This window comes from uncultured Desulfobulbus sp. (genome assembly GCF_963662935.2).
Lineage (GTDB): Bacteria > Desulfobacterota > Desulfobulbia > Desulfobulbales > Desulfobulbaceae > Desulfobulbus.
In genome coordinates this window covers 888,808-906,363 of the sequence record NZ_CAXXTL010000002.1, presented here as the reverse complement: position 1 = coordinate 906,363, position 17,556 = coordinate 888,808, and the positions used below count along the sequence as shown (strand labels likewise).

Annotated in this window: 11 protein-coding genes and 1 pseudogene; 6 read left to right on the top strand and 6 right to left on the bottom strand. The window is 49.9% G+C overall.

Going from position 1 to position 17,556, the window contains the following annotated elements; genetic code table 11:
- Positions 1 to 149: 149 nt before the first annotated feature.
- The 4 genes from ACHZCX_RS08280 to ACHZCX_RS08265 all read right to left on the bottom strand — a co-directional run bounded on the left by ACHZCX_RS08280 (position 150) and on the right by ACHZCX_RS08265 (position 5,021).
- The gene (locus ACHZCX_RS08280; protein ID WP_319586760.1) at positions 150 to 2,981 is read right to left on the bottom strand and encodes a phage/plasmid primase, P4 family; all 2,832 of its coding nucleotides are present in this window, start codon (positions 2,979 to 2,981) and stop codon (positions 150 to 152) included.
- A 799-nt stretch (positions 2,982 to 3,780) separates the two neighbouring features.
- Complete coding sequence (locus ACHZCX_RS08275) at positions 3,781 to 4,179, bottom strand: antirestriction protein (protein ID WP_319586759.1); 399 nt, start codon at positions 4,177 to 4,179, stop codon at positions 3,781 to 3,783.
- Positions 4,157 to 4,612 (bottom strand): hypothetical protein, encoded by a 456-nt coding sequence (locus ACHZCX_RS08270; protein WP_319586758.1) that lies wholly within the window; start codon positions 4,610 to 4,612, stop codon positions 4,157 to 4,159. The genes ACHZCX_RS08275 and ACHZCX_RS08270 overlap by 23 nt, the downstream gene beginning before the upstream one ends.
- Positions 4,613 to 4,778: 166 nt before the next feature.
- Entirely contained in the window at positions 4,779 to 5,021 is a 243-nt protein-coding gene (locus ACHZCX_RS08265; protein ID WP_319586757.1) for a hypothetical protein, read from the bottom strand.
- Positions 5,022 to 5,270: 249 nt separating this feature from the next.
- Between ACHZCX_RS08265 and ACHZCX_RS08260 the strand changes: the two genes are divergently transcribed.
- The 6 genes and pseudogenes from ACHZCX_RS08260 (at position 5,271) to istB (ending at position 14,702) form a co-directional block, all read left to right on the top strand.
- Positions 5,271 to 5,486 carry an ATP-binding protein gene (locus ACHZCX_RS08260; protein ID WP_319588727.1) on the top strand — a complete coding sequence of 72 codons (216 nt, stop codon included), beginning with the start codon at positions 5,271 to 5,273 and terminating at the stop codon, positions 5,484 to 5,486.
- Positions 5,487 to 5,598: 112 nt separating this feature from the next.
- The gene (locus tag ACHZCX_RS08255; RefSeq protein ID WP_319586756.1) at positions 5,599 to 9,042 is read left to right on the top strand and encodes a CHASE domain-containing protein; all 3,444 of its coding nucleotides are present in this window, start codon (positions 5,599 to 5,601) and stop codon (positions 9,040 to 9,042) included.
- 31 nt (positions 9,043 to 9,073) lie between these two features.
- Positions 9,074 to 10,408: a diguanylate cyclase domain-containing protein gene (locus ACHZCX_RS08250; RefSeq protein WP_319586755.1), complete on the top strand. Its 1,335-nt coding sequence runs from the start codon at positions 9,074 to 9,076 to the stop codon at positions 10,406 to 10,408.
- A gap of 361 nt (positions 10,409 to 10,769) precedes the next feature.
- A complete protein-coding gene (locus ACHZCX_RS08245) occupies positions 10,770 to 11,810 on the top strand; it encodes an IS481 family transposase (RefSeq protein ID WP_319585981.1) in 1,041 nt (346 codons plus the stop codon).
- Positions 11,811 to 12,461: 651 nt separating this feature from the next.
- Positions 12,462 to 13,987, top strand: a pseudogene (istA, locus tag ACHZCX_RS08240) (IS21 family transposase).
- Positions 13,974 to 14,702, top strand: a complete 729-nt coding sequence (gene istB, locus ACHZCX_RS08235; protein WP_319586754.1) for an IS21-like element helper ATPase IstB — start codon at positions 13,974 to 13,976, stop codon at positions 14,700 to 14,702. The pseudogene istA and the gene istB overlap by 14 nt, the downstream one beginning before the upstream one ends.
- Before the next feature lie 486 nt (positions 14,703 to 15,188).
- On the opposite strand, the gene ACHZCX_RS08230 is transcribed toward istB, so the two are convergent.
- Both ACHZCX_RS08230 and ACHZCX_RS08225 read right to left on the bottom strand, forming a co-directional pair.
- Positions 15,189 to 16,336 (bottom strand): IS3 family transposase gene (locus tag ACHZCX_RS08230; RefSeq protein ID WP_319585211.1). Its coding sequence is split into 2 segments (ribosomal slippage): positions 15,189 to 16,078 and positions 16,078 to 16,336, totalling 1,149 coding nucleotides; the frame shifts between segments, so codons are not numbered across the junction.
- Positions 16,337 to 16,402: 66 nt separating this feature from the next.
- On the bottom strand, positions 16,403 to 17,188 hold the full coding sequence (locus ACHZCX_RS08225) for an integrase arm-type DNA-binding domain-containing protein (RefSeq protein ID WP_319586753.1): 786 nt from the start codon (positions 17,186 to 17,188) through the stop codon (positions 16,403 to 16,405).
- Positions 17,189 to 17,556: the final 368 nt, after the last annotated feature.

The window sequence follows — 17,556 nt, the reverse complement described above, 5'->3', positions numbered from 1 at the left end:
GACCAAAGAAAAACGGTATCCCTGCCGGTGGGTGTTTTTTTGTGGGGCAATAACCCCGACCCCAAAAACGCACTTAATCCACTTGCGGCGCAGAGACGAGGAACCACGGGGGCGTTGAACCGGTTTGGAACATTGCCCCCGGTGGCCGATCATACAGACGTAATGTTTGGAGTATCTTTCATCTTGATGCCTCGGAAGATTTCATGACCGTCGAGGCTTGCATGGGAAACACCCAATCCAATGTTATGGGCGAGCAGTTCCTTGACCTTACTTTTGGCAAAGGGACGCCGCCCATTTTCACTGCACCAAACTTTGTATTTCTCGTATAAATGCGAACGTCGCACCTTGAATTCACTGCCGCGATCGCAATCTTCATGAATAAATTCTTCGAGAGAATTGGTGTTGCGACGCCATTTTGCCATCAAACGATCATGAACAATTGATTTCGAGAACGAACCTTTCTCCATGAGTCGCCTTGCGCCCTCCAAAGCCAATTGAGCAATGCCTGGAAGCTCGTTCTGGATAATTCGATCAGCCAGATCGGGATCGATCGGCAATCCCGAGCAGAGGCGACTGTTTGGAAATTCAACGATTAGCCACCGTGTAAAAAACGCTTCGCTGTGATCATTAGTAGTGATGAGATGGTTCGACATGAATAAGTGGGCGGCCTCGTTCTTGAACGTAAAAGGCCGATGAGTGGGGTGTCGTCCGGTGAGGAGATCGCCACCAGTAACGGTTTTGAATGGAGCGGCTGGAATGGGCTTGGAATCAGACAACTCACCCACGGTATTAAGTCTGGAGCCTGCCAATGATGCCAGATAATACTCACCATCCCACTTGAACGGCGATACAGCTGATGTGAAAGAGGCTGGAACCAACCTCGTTAAAATTCGCTCCAGCGTACCTTTCCCGGCGCGGCCATAAGGGTCGTAAAACTGCACAGCCTTCTGATGCCGAGCCATGAGTCCAAGCATGATGGCCCCAATGATTTCCTGCACCAGGACCAATTGCTGCTGTTCCTCGTCCGGTACGCTGGACATGAAGGTCTCTTTCAAGAATGCATCGAACATCGGTGTTGCTTGCTGTTGCGGTGTCACGTCGATCTGCACCCGCTGCCGATGCGATGGCGAAAGGGATTCACAAATTATCTCGTTACCTCTGATTTGATAAAACCCATCGGGACAAGCCAATCCGACCGGTGCATTTGCAAAGAACGTATCATCGGTGGCAAGCTTGATCGCATGATCGGCGACTCCTATATAGTCTGAACTCCGCTTGCAATTATCTTTACCGTCATGGTCCTCAGCGACACGTCGTGTCAGTGCCTCGAAGGAATACTTAACCCAAATACACGTGGCAGCATCCACCACATAGAGACTGCCTTGGTAGCCTACAGGCTTCCATCCACCGACGGTCAAACTGGTAAGTACATTCATTGAATAGGCATGATGCGTTTGGGCGAGGTCCTTCTCGGCGGCGATTTCCCTGATCGTCTTGTCCAGGTTGACGACAGATAAATCCTTGTGGGCATTTTTTAACGCAGACCGAATCCGGGTGAACTCTGCCGAATCATGCTTCTTGATGAACGCAAGCGCACTGACCGCATCCGGCTCAAAGGGTGCGCCGCAGTCATCTTTCGCTTTTTCAATAACGGACTTCATGACTCCGCGAGCGACTGCCAGCTCAAATTTGCCGTGTTCATTGTCGTCTAGCCAGTGAGTGATGCCAGTGCCGGAATCATAAACGAACGGCGTACCGTCCCTTCCGACACTAATAAATGCTGCAAAGCTGGATGAATCCCTGAAGGGCGTTTGGCAGCGGAGCTTTTCCGTGGTGCCTTTCTCCAGATACTCCCTAACCGTCATCACTCCGTGATCTTCTGTTTCGATTTCGGTATTTATGGTCAGGTCGTTAGCTGTAACCCGGAGGCCGTTGCTGCCGCTTGTCACATCCATTTCAACGCCTGCTTTGCGGGTGATTTCGCGAACCGTTGGTGCTTCTGGCAGAACAACCTTGGTAGTATCGAGGGCCTCGATCTCACCTTTGTGGATGGAACATTGCAGCGGTATAACGGTCAGGCCTTCGCTGACCACAGGCTGCCCAGTGAAAGTTAGCCGTCCTGGTGTGAAAACGCTGGTATCTATAAGGGTAGTGAGACTATGCCCCTCGACTTTGCCCGGTTCACTACGGCTGTAGCGAGGCTTCAACCATGTCACATCCGCCTGGGCAGCAGCGATGAGTACGGCTGTCCGGAAGCGTTCAATGTCAGAGGGGTCTTTCACCTTAAACCAAACGTGACCATTACCAGCGCCAACGGGAACACCATCGCGAAGGACTCTGGCTGATGTTGAACCAGTCTTGAGATAAGATATATCGGCCATTCCTGGCACGAAATCCGCTATCTTGGACAGCAACTCTTCGACCGACAGATCGGCAAACTCCTCCGGGGTATACTCGTCTACATCCCGGTCGAGATATTGCCAGCAGGAGGGAAGCACGTTCTCTTTGAACCGGCCAACAGCTTTATAAGTCTTGCCGTCATACGAGATCTCGTGGACACCTTTCTGCTTTTCACGATCGTTTCTGGGGATGCCGAGGCGAGTCTCAATTTCCCGGCCTGATAGGATGGCAAATTCCTCACCGACCGGAATGTCGGGAAAATAGGCATTGATGATAGCCGCATTAGGATTCTCGCCGACCTCTCGCAGTAACTTTTCAAGGTATTCGAGGGTTTCGACGCGATGTTGGACTGCGATTCCGGACGAAACTTTGACAGAAGCTTTTTTGCTGATTTTGCCGTCAGGCTTTATCGCAAATTTCTTACCGAGGGTATAACGCGGGTCATGGACGACGGTGATGATGTCCGATGGTAGAGGTGGAGCAGGTTGATTTGATTCTTGGGGAGAATCAGGGTTGATGCCGGGGGAAGAAAGTATTTCATTGGGCTGCTGACTAAGATCAGCATTATTATTTTGAGACATGAGGACATTCCTTTTGACAAATGAGGTTAAAGAGGGGGATAGCATCCCGAAATATCTTGAACTCTTTGCCCCTAGGGCTTGGCGTCCTCATGTTGATTGCTCAAACCGACGCGCTTGCTGATTAATCGTTTTTGAATATCCTCTGTGTTTACCCCTCCACGTCATTTGCTGAAAAGGACCATGCCCGATTAAAGCCGGGCACCCTCTTGTTTCTATTGATTAGATATACAACCTGGCTTGGTTCGTGTCAACGCCATTATGGAAAATTATTTCGATAATTCAACTTGTTAGACCAATTTTAAAGGCGTATAAAACTGGGACCGGGGATACGTCCTCTTGAAAGGTCGTTAACGTGGGAGAAATAAAAATCCTATCGAAAGGCGGTTTGGGCTTATCAGAAAGTTCAGTCCTCAGATAAAGCCTTTTGCCACAATAGCCCTGATCGAGGCACCAACGAAAGTGGCAACCCCGAACAGGGAGAAAACGGCATGCACATTTTCCCCGGCCACCCCTCCCTGGCCGCAAAAATCCACTTTTACCACTTGGACAGCGGCGGCCGGAAGTGAACCGATGGCGTTAGGAGGTTTTCGATACGGATGGCGTGGCCTCGGCCAGAGTGGCCCGGTTGAGAAGTGGGAAAAGTGAGGAATTCGAGCACGGGTCCTGAGCCGGTGTGAAACGAGAGGCCCAGGCGCACTTTTTTCCGGCCGCCCCAGAGGAGCCTGAAAAACCCACTTTTCCCACTCCTCCAGGTGAGCCTCGACAGCCAGCGGCGGGATCGAACGCTCCTTTGGCCGGGTCAGTCGATGGCCCTCAAGATCGCAGCCACCTCCGGGTGCTCGAACATATACTCCCTCAACAGGTGATACTGCTCCGAACACACCTCAACCAAGCGGCTGATACCGGAAAAACACAGCTCGCTATAGGCGTACAAGCAGACAGTTATCCCGAAAGCATCCCCCGACAGAGGTCCCTCATAACCGTTCATGCAGACCACCTGAAAAGCATCCGCATCCGGTGCCATATAGAAGCCGCCATTCTCAAGCCGGTACATCAGCCAATAGCCGCCACGGTAATCAGTGGACAGTCTGCCAGCGGTGACATAGATACGTGGCTCCACCCGGAAAGGGAAATGGACACCAAAGAGATCGGCGGGAAAGTTGATACGGTCATCGTTATTCAATAGTTCTCGATTCATTGTGGCATTCTCCAATATCATTCACGGCGGCTCCTCTCTTCTTCTGGCGTGGTGGCTTCTCCGCCGGTGCCTCGGATTCAACCAATGTTTGCATAGCAGTCTTGAATGCCTCCGGATCGCATCCCTGATAATGACGGCCCTTGCTATCGATCGGTTTGATCAGCCCTTCCTTGAGGAGCACGGCCAAAAGAAAGCCTCCGGTGTTCGAGGACTTCCCGCTGAAGAGCGATTGAATAGCAGTGGCAGAAATAGGCTTGCCTTCCTCGATCCCCAACCGCTCTAACGAGACCCACTCCTTGCTGAAGAGACCGCCGGAACTGTTCTCGAAAAGCCGGAAGGATATCTTCGCTTCCAGCCAGCCAACGTGATAGGTCAATGTGGTCCGGCCAGATAGGGATGGGCAGTAGCCGGTTTTGATGGTGCGCATAATCATGATTTTTCTCCTCAGATTCGTCTGGCGGCTTGAACGGCAAAATAAATTGCCAAAAAGACAGCTGCATAGGGGATGCACACCATCAACATTGAGAATGCGATGATGAACACTGCAATTTGGGACACCAACTTAGTTCTCTGATTTTTTGTCATTCTGTCTTTCCAGGTCACAGATTGCGGGTAATTTCCCAGGCATCGAGCCCTTCGTCGAGAAAGTCGCGGATGTCCAGGTTGTGTTCGATGGCAGCCTTAATCTCCTCCTTGGCCAGTTCGATCTCTTCCACCGTCAGCGAGAGGGCTTCCTTGCCCATACGTTTGACGATGGCGGAGAGCACAGCCTCCATGGAGATGGAAAACACAATCTCGGCTGGATTTACGGACAGGTGACGTGCAAGTTTTTGGTGCTTCATGGTGGTCTCCTTGAGTTGGGAATAAAAAAAAAGCCCCCTGACCGTGATGGCCAAGGGGCTGATGAGGGGATGGCTGAAGAGGGTTCAGCTCATTTCATATAAGATGGTTAATTATTCGAAATTACTGCCAGAGATTTCCGTCTTCTGGCGGAAAGGAGAAGGATCAATGTTTAATTTAAATTTGACAGCTGGAAGGGTTTTGTGAGTAAATTCAGATTATGCGAGAGGATTGCAGGGCATAAAATAGTAATGGTTTGTTGGAAAATAATCAGTGGAGCATTGCACTGGTTAATATTTGGTTGGTTCATAGAAACTGGTGCAGCGCGCAAGCAAGGCCAAATATCTTCGAATAGTCTCGGATTGACGTTCTGTAAGTTAGCCGTTGAGGCTCATGGTGGCAGAATTGGACTGAACAGCAAGGTGAGTCAGGGGAGTACATTCTGGTTCGAATTGCCGCGAAGATAAAAGGTTAAATGTGCACGTTTTAACTGCGGGAGTCTTATAGGATTTCAGTCGACCTAGGCAAGATAAGTATCTGTAACTTATTTATTCCTTACAGAATAATGCAGCAAAAAATATGAAGATCACCCTCGGTTCATTGCTCGCTACCATATTGACGTATGTAGTGTTGGGAGTTTCAGGGCTGGCCTTGGCCATCCCACCAGGCTATGCAAGCCCCGTTTTTCCGGCGGCAGGCCTGGCCGTTGCCCTTGCACTCTGTTTTGGCAGCCGCATCCTTCCCGCAATATGGCTTGGTTCGCTGACGGTTAATCTTGCTGTTGCCTTACTCAACGGTAAGCTCGATTCCACAAGTATTGTCATAGCAGGAGTAGTGGCCAGCGGAGCGGTTCTTCAAGCCTGGTCAGCCCGTTGGTTGACATTGCACTGGTTGGGAGCCTCGTGGCGTCGCCTTGAAACAGAAAAGGATATCGCACTGTTTCTATTTACCAACGCTCCTCTGGCCAGCCTTATATCGGCGACGATAGGCACCTTTACACTATATGTTACAGGACGTATTCCGACCGAAGAATTTTTCTATTCGTGGTGGAACTGGTGGGTAGGCGATACACTCGGTGTCTTGATTGTTGCCCCGCTGACTCTGATTTTCCTATTACAGGCAGATTTACTCTGGAAGGCACGACGACTAACCGTAGCATTTCCCATGCTGGTAACCCTCTCTATCATTGTGGTTGCCTTTCTTGGTGCATCAAATCGGCAGCAAAATCAGCAAGTAGAGCAGATTGAAGAACACGGCAGGGTAATAGCCCATTCGCTTGAGAATCGTTTCATTGCTCACCAGGAGGCGCTTTCCGCGCTGAAAAGGCTAGTTGAAGTGATGCCAGATATGACGTTCCAGCAGTTTGAATATTTTACGCAGATCACTCTGCAGGACAATAAAGACATCTTTGCCCTGAGCTTCAATCCTTATGTCCCTGATTCCTCACGCAGCGCGTTTGAGCGCTCTATGGCCCAAACGAATTTGGAATCTTTCAGGATTACGGAACGAAATAATCAGAAACAACTTATGCCTGCTTTAAAACGTCCGCGCTATGTTCCGGTGGGGTATATCGCGCCTATTGAAGGTAATCAGCCAGCTATAGGTTTCGATATCAATTCAGAGTCCATTCGACGTGATGCGATCGAAAGGTCAATTGCATCCAAGTGTACAACAGTGACTGCTCCTGTCCAACTGGTGCAGGAGGAAAAAAATCGAGTGGGAGTCTTAGTGATGACTCCTGCCTATAGGAAAGGCGGGCACCCCACCGATAATGGTACTGAGAATCTGATAGGTTTTGCCGTAGGGGTATTCAAGGTCGACCAAATGGTGCAGATCGCTACTCAACGCCAGGTTCCCACAGGTATTCTTTTTCGTCTTACGGATTCTCTGGCCGATGATTCACGGAGCCTTCTTTTTCTATCAAATAAAGAGGGTAGCCGACCGATAGATCCCTATGTTTATCGAACTCAACTGACTGTGGCAGATCGTCAGTGGAATCTAGAAGTCTTCCCGAACGAGAAATATCTGCATCAGCACAAATCAGGATTCGCATGGATTATTGGTATAACAGGTTTTCTTTTTTCTTCACTATTGCAAATTTTGTTGTTGTCGATGACTGGACGCACATCAATAATTAATAATAAAGTTTACGAGCAGACAATTCAGCTAAAAGATGCGAGAGATGCTGCTGAAGCTAACCAAATAAAAAGCGAGTACCAATCATGCTTGATAAATTCACTGATTGATTCAATTCCAGACATCATTTTCTTTAAAGATTTGAATGGAGCTTACCTGGGATGTAATCCTTCTTTTGCCGAATTTGTAGGTCGTCCGAGAGACGAAATAATAGGGGCAACTGATTATGACCTCTTTAATCAGGATGTTGCAGATTTCTTCCGGGAGAATGACCAGCGAATGTTGGAATCGCGTAAATCGCGTCATAATGAAGAATGGATCACTTATCCCGATGGCCGAAGAGCGATGGTTGATACCGTTAAAACACCCTACTGGGGACCAAATGGTGCCTTGATTGGGTTACTCGGCATTAGTCGGGACATAACCGAGCGCAAGCAGTACGAACTTGCACTTGAACAAAACCGTGATACGGCAGATGCGGCCAGCAAAGCTAAAAGTGAGTTCCTCGCCAATATGAGCCACGAGATCCGCACTCCCATGAATGGAATCATGGGAATGACACAACTCCTTGAATCCACCGAGCTTACCGACAACCAACAGAAATATCTGGACATCATCAGGGCATCGGTTGACGGATTAATGTCGTTGATTAATGACCTTCTCGATCTCGCCAAGATAGAATCCGGCAAAGTCGAGCTAGAACAGGCAAATTTTAGTCTGCGGGCTAGCATCAACGATATCATCAAAATTCAAATCGCACGTATCCAGGGCAAAGGGCTCAGTATCAAAACCGATATATTGAGTGAGGTACCAGACAATTTAATTGGCGACCAACTCCGCCTGAAGCAGATCCTGCTTAATTTTTTGAGCAATGCCATAAAGTTTACCCACGAGGGCGGTATCCATATTGCTGTTACGGTAAGCGAACGCGATGACCGCATTGTCCAATTGAAATTCGCGGTAACGGACAGTGGTATCGGTATCAGTTCCCAGTCTTTGCAAAAAATATTTAAGCCCTTTGTCCAAGAAGATGCCTCTACTACACGGCAATACGGTGGTACAGGCCTCGGTCTCACAATCTGCGATCGACTGACAAAATTGATGGGGGGCAAGATCTGGGGTGAAAGTACTGAAGGCACGGGGAGCACCTTCTTCATTCAAATTCCTTTTGTCCTCAATGAAGCCGTGACTGAATTTGCTGATCGTAAAAATGGTAACAAACAGCTTGTCCCTTGGGATGGCCCACCACTGCGGATACTCCATGTTGATGATCAAGAAACAAATTTATTTTTTGTGACGGAAGTTTTACAGAGAGTCGGGCATACCGTTATTGAAGCCCGCGACGGACAAGAAGCCTTGCAAAGATACGAACACGATGTGTTTGATGTCATCCTGATGGATATCCAGATGCCGGTCATGCACGGCACCGAAGCAACCAGAATTATAAGGGAAAGAGAAAAGAATAACCCTCGGCACACAGTGATTATCGCCTTGACTGCCCGAGCCCTGCAGGAAGAACGAGAAAAAATTTTGAACCAGGGTTTTGACGGCTATGTTGCCAAACCGATCGAGATTAATGAGCTACTCAATGAAATCAAAATTTGTCTCCCGGGCAGTGTCTTGCGAACATGCTCTGACAATGAATCGTCCATGCTTGACAAAGCAACTCCCCTTGACAAAGAACAGTTATCAGCGCTTCTAAGCGAAATCGAAATGATGCTGCAGAACCATGATCTGGAGGTGATCGACAAGGTCGCCGAACTCATACAAATTGTTCCAATTACCCCTGCAATCGATACACTCAGAGGCTATGTAAAACAATTTGATTTTACCAGTGCCCTAGCCAATATTAGAGACCTTGACAATGAATTCAAAATTATACGTTAGTCGACCTCCCCAAATTGACCGGCAGAAAGTCTTGATCGTCGATGACGTACCGGAGAATATAGAAGTGCTCTACCAAGTATTAAAAGGCGAACATAAACTTGTTGGCGCGACTTCTGGAAAGCAAGCTTTAGAAATGGCGGCATTACACTGTCCTGACCTGATTCTCCTGGACGTTATGATGCCGGAAATGGATGGCTACGAGGTATGTTCCGCCCTTAAAAGTGACGACAAAACAGTTGATATACCAGTAATCTTCATCACTGCCAAAACGGATGCGGAAAGTGAAAAACAGGCATTGTCTGCCGGTGCCGTAGACTTCATCCACAAACCATTCGACACAGGAGTGGTACTCACTCGTGTCAAACTTCACCTCGAATTGGCACAAAACCGTAAGCGTCTGGAAAATCTTAACCAACAGCTTGAGCAGAGTCTGGCCGAAATAAAACTGGTACAGAGCCGATTAGAGGTATTATCAACTGCCATTGAGCAAAGCCCGACTTCCGTAGTAATCACCGGAGCGGATGCCGTCATCCAGTATGTAAATCCTCATTTCACCTTAGAATCAGGATTTACATCGGCTGAAGCAATAGGGCATAACCCCAGTATTCTTAAATCTGGTTTAACCAATCCTGAGACATATCGGGATTTATGGATGCATCTCGAGCGCGGCGAGTCATGGACAGGAGAATTTGTCAACCGTCGTAAATCAGGGGAAATTTATTGGGAAGAAGCCCACATTGCTCCGGTCAAGGATGCCAACGGCGCAATAACCCATTACGTTGCAGTAAATCTCGACATTTCCGAGCGCAAAGAAGCCCAACAACACCTCGCGTATATGGCGCATCACGATGCTCTGACAAATCTACCCAACCGTACTTTATTCTTTGAAAAGGTTGAACAAGGCCTGGCATTAGCCAAGAGAAACCAGACCCGTCTGGCTTTGATGTATATCGATCTCGACAAATTCAAACCGATTAACGACAACCACGGTCATGCTGCTGGTGACCTGGTGCTGAAGGAAGTCGCTAAGCGACTGTGCAACTGCATTCGAGAGTCAGATAGCGTCAGTCGTATTGGAGGGGATGAGTTTGTGGTGTTACTGTTGGATGTTGGGAGCGAAGATGCCGCGGTCCTTGTGGCTGAAAAAATAAGATACTCACTGAATCAACCGTTTGATATTGCCCAAAAAATGCTCTCGATATCGTCGAGCATTGGCGTTGCCATCTACCCGGAACACGGTAGTGATGCAATCGAACTGGCCGGAAATGCCGATTGCGCTATGTATTTGGCCAAGGAACAAGGTCGAGACAACGTGAAGGTCTTCATGGCAGACATTGTGGAGATGAACTCTGGCCGTGTCAGTTAAAGCTCCCAATCCCCCATAAAAGCACCCGGCCATTTCTAATTAAGAGCCTCTTCATGGGGTGTAGGGCAGCCAGAACCGCTCAAAGCTGAGAAGCCTGTGGAGCAAAGAGACGGTGCCCATTCTTTCCAGTGCTTGTCTGTTCATGAAATGTCTCAACCCAGATGGACACAATTTTAGCACTGGTTGTATTGGCGCGGAAAAGAAGCAGTGATTATCTTTAAGGCAAGAGGGCAGGTCGACCTCTTCATAAGAGTTACTTGAAATAGTTTCGACTTGACCTGACACCTCACTTGAAAAAATGAGGGTTACCAGTTTTGATAATGGTGCGAACCAACCATCAAAACAAATGGAGGCAACCCTCATGCTGCATGGTAACGAACGAATCGTAAAACACAAGATTGGATTGCTCAATCTGGCGGAAGAACTCTCTAATGTCTCGAGGGCCTGCAAGATCATGGGTCTTTCCCGAGATACCTTCTACCGTTACAAGGCGGCTGTTGGTAACGGTGGCATCGAAGCGCTGATCGATAAAAGCCGTCGCAAGCCCAACATCAAAAACCGTGTCGAGGAGATGACGGAAGCGGCTGTGATTGCCTATGCAGTCGAACAACCTGCTTATGGCCAGGTGCGGGCCAGCAATGAACTGCGCAAGCAGGGTATATTCATCTCTCCAAGCGGGGTGCGTTGTGTCTGGCTGCGTCATCAACTGGGGCGGTTCAAGGATCGCTTGCGAGCACTGGAGAGCAAGGTGGCGAAGGAGGGTTTGATCCTCACCGAGGCACAGGTGCAGGCGCTTGAGAAGAAAAAGGATGATGACCTTGCCTCTGGCGAAATTGAAACTGCACATCCCGGCTATCTGGGCTCCCAGGACACCTTTTATGTCGGCACGCTCAAAGGTGTGGGTCGAATTTACCAGCAGACCTTTGTCGATACCTATTCCAAGGTGGCGTTCGCCAAGCTCTATACCACCAAAACACCGATTACCGCCGCTGATCTGCTCAACGACAGGGTGCTGCCATTCTTTGAAGAACATCAGCTACCAATGTTGCGGATCATGACGGATCGGGGAACGGAATACTGCGGCAAGGTGGAGACGCACGATTATCAGCTCTATCTGGCCGTGAACGATATCGAGCACACAAAGACCAAGGCCCGGTCACCGCAAACCAACGGAATCTGCGAGCGGTTCCATAAAACCATCCTCAATGAATTCTACCAGGTGACTTTTCGCAAAAAACTCTATGCTACAATAGAGGAACTTCAAAAAGATCTCGATGAATGGCTGGGCCGCTACAACACCCAAAGAACCCATCAGGGGAAAATGTGCTGTGGGCGGACTCCACTGGAAACACTTGAGGATGGAATAAAATTTTGGCAGGATAAAAAATTGAATCAAATTTGACCTGACAGACACCAATAAAAAACTGGCAACTGTCAGATTAAGTCCTAACTACTACAAGTTACTTACGACGATATTTGATCGAACACAAAACAGCTTCGATTCATCTGATCGGACGAAAAAGTGATCTTGTGGCACACTCGCCCCTCCGGAACGCCTCTCCTTCCGGTGTGGAGCGAGTTTTTTTTACCAGTTTGATCAAGTGTCTTTTTATGGGGTGTTTATCCAGCCAGAACCGCTCAAATTACGATCCCCAACCATTCCCATCCCAAAACCATTCTGCTTTGACTCCTTCCGCACCCTATCTAACGAACTGTAAATAGAATAATTTTTATGAGCTAACCGGTTTGGTGCACTAGTACCAGTAATTCAACCCTCAATTCCCCTCCAAGCAGTAAACAATCCCCGTTGCTCTTTCATTATTTCTGATATACTGAAATCCACCATCAAAGCTGCAGCCTGGTCAACAAGGAACATGCAAAGAGCTACCGAATAAAGAGATTTGCCACGAAACCCATAACCAAGAAAGAGAGTGCCACGCTCCTCTGTTGATCAGCGTGGAATAATGACCCCTTTGAGATAGAAAACAGCGTCGAAAATTGACCCCACTATGTTACCCACTCCGTGGTTATTCCAACACGGAGGAATTGGAGGATGCTGATAGTGGAGTCAATAGCGAAGATCCGTCGTTATTATTTTATCGACGGAAAGAGTCTTAAGGAGATCAGCCGATTGTTGCGGCTGTCACGGAACACGGTCCGGAAAGTGATCCGGAGTGGCGCAACCGAGCACCGGTACCAGCGCACTGTTCAAGTGCAGCCTCGCCTTGGTGAGCATAGAATACGCCTGGAAGCGCTGCTTGAGGTTGATTGGGCGCGGCCGAAGAAACGCCGATTGACGAGCCGCCGGCTCATGGAATTGCTGCACGCCGAGGGGTATTGCGGGGGATATGACAGCATCCAGCGTTTTGTCAAGAAGTGGCGCGAGGAGAAGGGACGAGGTTCGGGGGCTGGATTTATCCCCTTGAGTTTTGGTCCTGGCGAGGCCTACCAGTTTGACTGGAGCCATGAATGGGTCATTTTTGACGGGGTGGTGCAGAAGGCGAAGGTGGCCCATTTCCGGTTATGCCGGAGCCGGCATTTTTTTGTGGTGGCTTACCCCCGCGAGAGCATGGAGATGGTGCTCGATGCCCATAACCGTGCCTTTGCCTTTTTTGGAGGCAGTTGCCGGCGGGGGATTTACGATAACATGCCGACCGCGGTGGACCAAGTGCTGCCAGGCAAGGCGCGAGTGTTCAACCGCCGGTTTTTGCAGTTATGCAGCCACTATCTGGTGGAGCCGGTGGCCTGCCTGCACGGTTGAGCGCTGGTTCCGGTTGGGAGAAGGGGCAGGTTGAGCGCCAGGTGAAGAGCGTCCGGGAATGGTTGTTCACTCCCCGTCCCCGGTTCAAGGGTTTTGAGGAACTCAACGCCTGGCTTGCCGATCAGTGCAGAACGATCAGCCAGAAGCGCCCTCATCCCGAGGAGAAAGAGCGGACCATATGGGAGGTGTTCGAGGAAGAGCAAGCCAGCCTGGTGGCGGCCAGTTCTCCCTTTGACGGGTATGCAGAAAAGGAGTGCCGGGTTTCCCGAACCGGGTTGGTCAGTTATGACCGCAATCACTACAGCGCGGAGAGCAAGGTGGCTGGCCAGACGGCCACAGTCCGGGCCAGCGCCGGTCTGATTCGAGTGATCAAGAACGGCGAGGTGGTTGGCGAGCATATCCGGCAATTTGGCCGGGACAAGACAATCTATGATCCCTGGCACTATCTCGGCATTCTTGAGCACAAGCCCGGGGCCCTGCGCGACGGTGCTCCATTCAAGGACTGGGAACTGCCATCCAGCTTGCAGCAGGTCCAACGAAGGTTGCTTGCCTGTGCTGGCGGCGACCGGGAGTTTGTCGCCCTTCTCTGTGCTGCCCGAACCCATGGGCTTGCGGTGGTTGAACGGGCATGCCGCAAAGCCTTGGTTGATGCCACGGTTCGCGGAGAGGTGATCCTCAACCTGATTGCCCGGGACCTGGACCCGCCGGCTGTGGATCCGATCTCAACTCCGGAGCGCCTCTGCCTGAAGGAAGAGCCGGTTGCCGACTGCGCTCGGTACGATGCGCTGCGGCAGGAGGTGGGTCATGCAGCGCCATGAACTCATCGACCAACTCAAGGCGTTAAAACTCTATGGCATGGTCGGTGCCTTTGACGAAATAGTCACCCAAGGCATCCGGCGGCAGTTGACTGTTCAGGAGATCCTTGGCCACCTGTGCCAGGCCGAGGCTGCCGAAAGAAGGGCCAGGTCCATCCGCTACCAGATGGGATCCGCCCGTTTTCCGGTCTCCAAGGACCTGGACAGCTTCCGCTTCGCCGATTCCCCGGTCAATGAGCCCTTGATCCGGGACGTGTACGGCGGTGGCTTTCTCCGGCAAGCCAGGAACCTGATTTTGATCGGCGGTACCGGAACCGGCAAGACCCACCTGGCCATCGCCATCGCCTCCCACTGCGTCAAGCTGGGGCAAAGGGCACGTTTCTTCAGTGTCGTTGATTTGGTCAATCAACTGGAGCGGGAAAAGGAGTTGGGCAAAGCCGGCGCTCTTGCCAGCCGCCTCGTCAGGGTAGAATGCGTCGTGCTCGATGAATTGGGGTATCTGCCTTTTTCCAAGGCTGGGGGTGCGTTGCTCTTCCACCTGATCAGTACCCTGTATGAACGGACCTCGCTCATCGTGACCACCAACCTGAGCTTCGGCGAATGGTCACAGGTGTTTGGCGATGCCAAAATGACCACCGCACTGCTCGATCGTCTGACGCACCATTGCGATATCATCGAGACCGGTAACGAGAGCTACCGCTACAAAAACAGAGAATAAAGACATCGGATGGGACCCGCCCAAGCTCTTTTCTTCCGCTCCGACGAGCAACACTTTGGCCCATTCTCGCTCCAGAAAAAAGCTTGAGCTCCTTTGGTTGCCAGACCAATAGACAAGGGAAGATGAAAACACTTTTTTACAATTTCAGGGGGTCAATTTTGGACGCTGAAAGGGGGTCATTTTTCAAAGCTGATTGACAAGGTAGTTTCGGCTGTGTGTGAAGCTTACGAAAAGATAGTTGGAAGCCGCTAATGGAGTACAATAGAAATGCACCGACTAGGTGTGACGTGGTCAAATAAAAGTAGACGTGGCTCCGGTTTTAAGTTTATCGAGATAGTCGGCCCAGACTTGCATTATGCGTTTGCGTTCTTCGACGAAATCAGCTCGATTGTATGCCCCACCCAGGGGGGCTGAGGTGGTCGGGGTTTGTGAGACATCCTGAGGTGTGAAATAAGCAATGTTGCTTTTATTATACAGTTACAGGCCTCAGGCTGCCTTGCTCAATTGTTCGATTCGTTTTGAATAAGCCTCATTTGGAGTCTGCTTGTCAAGTGACGAATGTTTTCTTTTCTCATTATACCAGCCGAACCAGGAAGTCAGATCCTTGACAAGCTCAGTTCCCGTTTCGTATGACTTCAGGTAGATCCTTTCGTATTTCAGGGTGCGCCAAAGTCGCTCGATAAAGATATTGTCCTTGAATCGTCCTTTGCCGTCCATGCTGATTTTGACGTTCCAGGCCTTGAGGACTGAGGTGAACGCTTCGCTGGTGAATTGGCACCCCTGATCAGTATTGAATATCTCAGGAGCGCCATATTTAAAGAGAGCCTCTTTCAAAGCCTCAACGCAAAATCTGGTGTCCAGAGTGTTGGATAGTCGCCAGGCGAGAACCTTTCTGGTGGCCCAATCCATGATCGCGATCAGGTACATGAAACCCCGAGCCATAGGGATGTAGGTGATGTCAGTCGCCCACACCTGATCGGGCCTGTCAATGGTCACTCCCCGGAGCAGATAGGGATAGACCGGATGCTTCGGCTGTCGCCTGCTGGTGCCCGGCTTGGGAGCTAAAGACTCGATGCCCATGACCCGCATTAAGCGACGGACACGACCTCTTCCCACCACGAGTTCGGGAGTTGTGAGGTGATCAGCAAAGGAACGGCTCCCCATCCAGGGGTGCTCAATATAGAGTTTGTCTATCCGGGCCATCAGTTCCAAATCACCAACACGTAGACCGAAGCCAAGGCCGCGGTAATAGTTGGAACGAGGCAGTCCGAAAAGCTGGCAGCAACGCTGAACAGAAACTTCAGGATGTCCCATAGCGATCACCTGTTGTTTCTGCGCCCGGCCAAGTTCAGACCGGGCAGATTGGCTAAAAAATCGTTCTCAACCTTGAGCTTGCCGATCTGACGGTGGAGCTCGGCCACTTCGGCCTCATGGTTGACTTCTTTCTTCTTGCCCTTGCCAAAAAGCTCAGAAGCGTTCTTGGTCAGATCCTGCTTCCAGCGGGTGATCTGGGTCGGGTGAACCCGGTACTCAGTAGCCAGTTCAGCCAGAGTCTTGGACTCCGACAGTGCGGCCAGGGCTACTGTGGCCTTAAATTCTGCGCTGTGACGTGGACGATGAGGTGGGTTTGACATTGAACTTCTCCTTGCAAAATAGGTTGGTTCATTGCTTATACACCTGTCTCAATAATCGGCACCTCTTCAAATCCTCCAGGTAGCGTTTTTCAAATCAATATCACTCCATCGCATGGAAAGGACATTGGCACGTCTGGCACCAGTCATAAGGGCAACAAGAAAGAAATCTCTGGCAGTAGTGTTCAGTTCCTGCTCCACGGCTTGAAAGAACCGTGACAATTCTTCACCATTCAGGAACCTATCACGGGACTGTTCGGAGAATTTCTTTATACCCCTGCAAGGGTTCAGTTCTTCCCACAGGCCAAATTCGATAGCCCTACCAAAAACCGAGGATATGAGTGTCAGCACCCTGTTGGCATGAACTTGTCGGTTTTTACCGATCTTGCCATGGATGGTGGCAATGTCCCTTCTGGAGATGGTAGAAAGTTTCTTGCTGCCTATAGATGAAACCAGATGGCGCTCATAATAGCGTTGATCTTCTTTCCAGGTCCCTTTTTTAATCTTGGCGTGGCGCTCTAGGTAGATGTCAAACAATTCCGCAAAGGTCATTTCTTCACGCTGTCGTTTTAACTTATCTGCTGGATTCTCCCCCACGGCAAACTGGGCGTTGATCTTCTCCGCCTCCTTGCGGACCTGCTCGACAGTGAGACCGCTCCCCCAAACTCCTATGTTTATCCGTGACGGTTTACCTTGATGCCAGCGGTACACCTGGAAGGTTTTTCTGCCTGTAGAAGATACTCGGACAAGCAGATGATTCACCTTCATATCGTAGAATTCAAGGCGTTGGCCTTTTTCGGGAAGAGGAAGGGCTTCGATTTCCGATGCGGTAAAGTTAATTGCCTGCTTTGCCATGGCCCACGGTCTCCGATTTGGGTTATGTATGGGTTAGGTTCCTGGTTATGGGTTAGGTGTCTTGGTTACTCTTTGTTAATCTTAGCCTAGCCACTAACTTGTTAATTATCAAGGAAAATATCACACCATCAACCTCGGTAAACTATACGAACCAGAGACTTCTAAGCCGTGGGCCGCAGGTTCGAATCCTGCCTGGCGCACCAGTAAATATTAAGGGGGTTAAGTCAAAATGACTTACCCCCTCTTCTATTTGCGCTAACCCCCCAGTATAGTGTGACCACTATACCTGATTTACATTTTCACATTTGCCTGTGTACCCGTCTTGCGTGATCTTGCCTTGGTTGAGCAAGTTTTGGTGTGGCAAACGG

Coding starts and splice junctions, on each gene's coding strand:
- ACHZCX_RS08280 (WP_319586760.1), bottom strand. CDS start 2,981: ATGTCTCAAAATAATAATGCTGATCTTAGTCAGCAGCCCAATGAAATA.
- ACHZCX_RS08275 (WP_319586759.1), bottom strand. CDS start 4,179: ATGAATCGAGAACTATTGAATAACGATGACCGTATCAACTTTCCCGCC.
- ACHZCX_RS08270 (WP_319586758.1), bottom strand. CDS start 4,612: ATGATTATGCGCACCATCAAAACCGGCTACTGCCCATCCCTATCTGGC.
- ACHZCX_RS08265 (WP_319586757.1), bottom strand. CDS start 5,021: ATGAAGCACCAAAAACTTGCACGTCACCTGTCCGTAAATCCAGCCGAG.
- ACHZCX_RS08260 (WP_319588727.1), top strand. CDS start 5,271: ATGGTTTGTTGGAAAATAATCAGTGGAGCATTGCACTGGTTAATATTT.
- ACHZCX_RS08255 (WP_319586756.1), top strand. CDS start 5,599: ATGAAGATCACCCTCGGTTCATTGCTCGCTACCATATTGACGTATGTA.
- ACHZCX_RS08245 (WP_319585981.1), top strand. CDS start 10,770: ATGCTGCATGGTAACGAACGAATCGTAAAACACAAGATTGGATTGCTC.
- istB (WP_319586754.1), top strand. CDS start 13,974: ATGCAGCGCCATGAACTCATCGACCAACTCAAGGCGTTAAAACTCTAT.
- ACHZCX_RS08225 (WP_319586753.1), bottom strand. CDS start 17,188: ATGGCAAAGCAGGCAATTAACTTTACCGCATCGGAAATCGAAGCCCTT.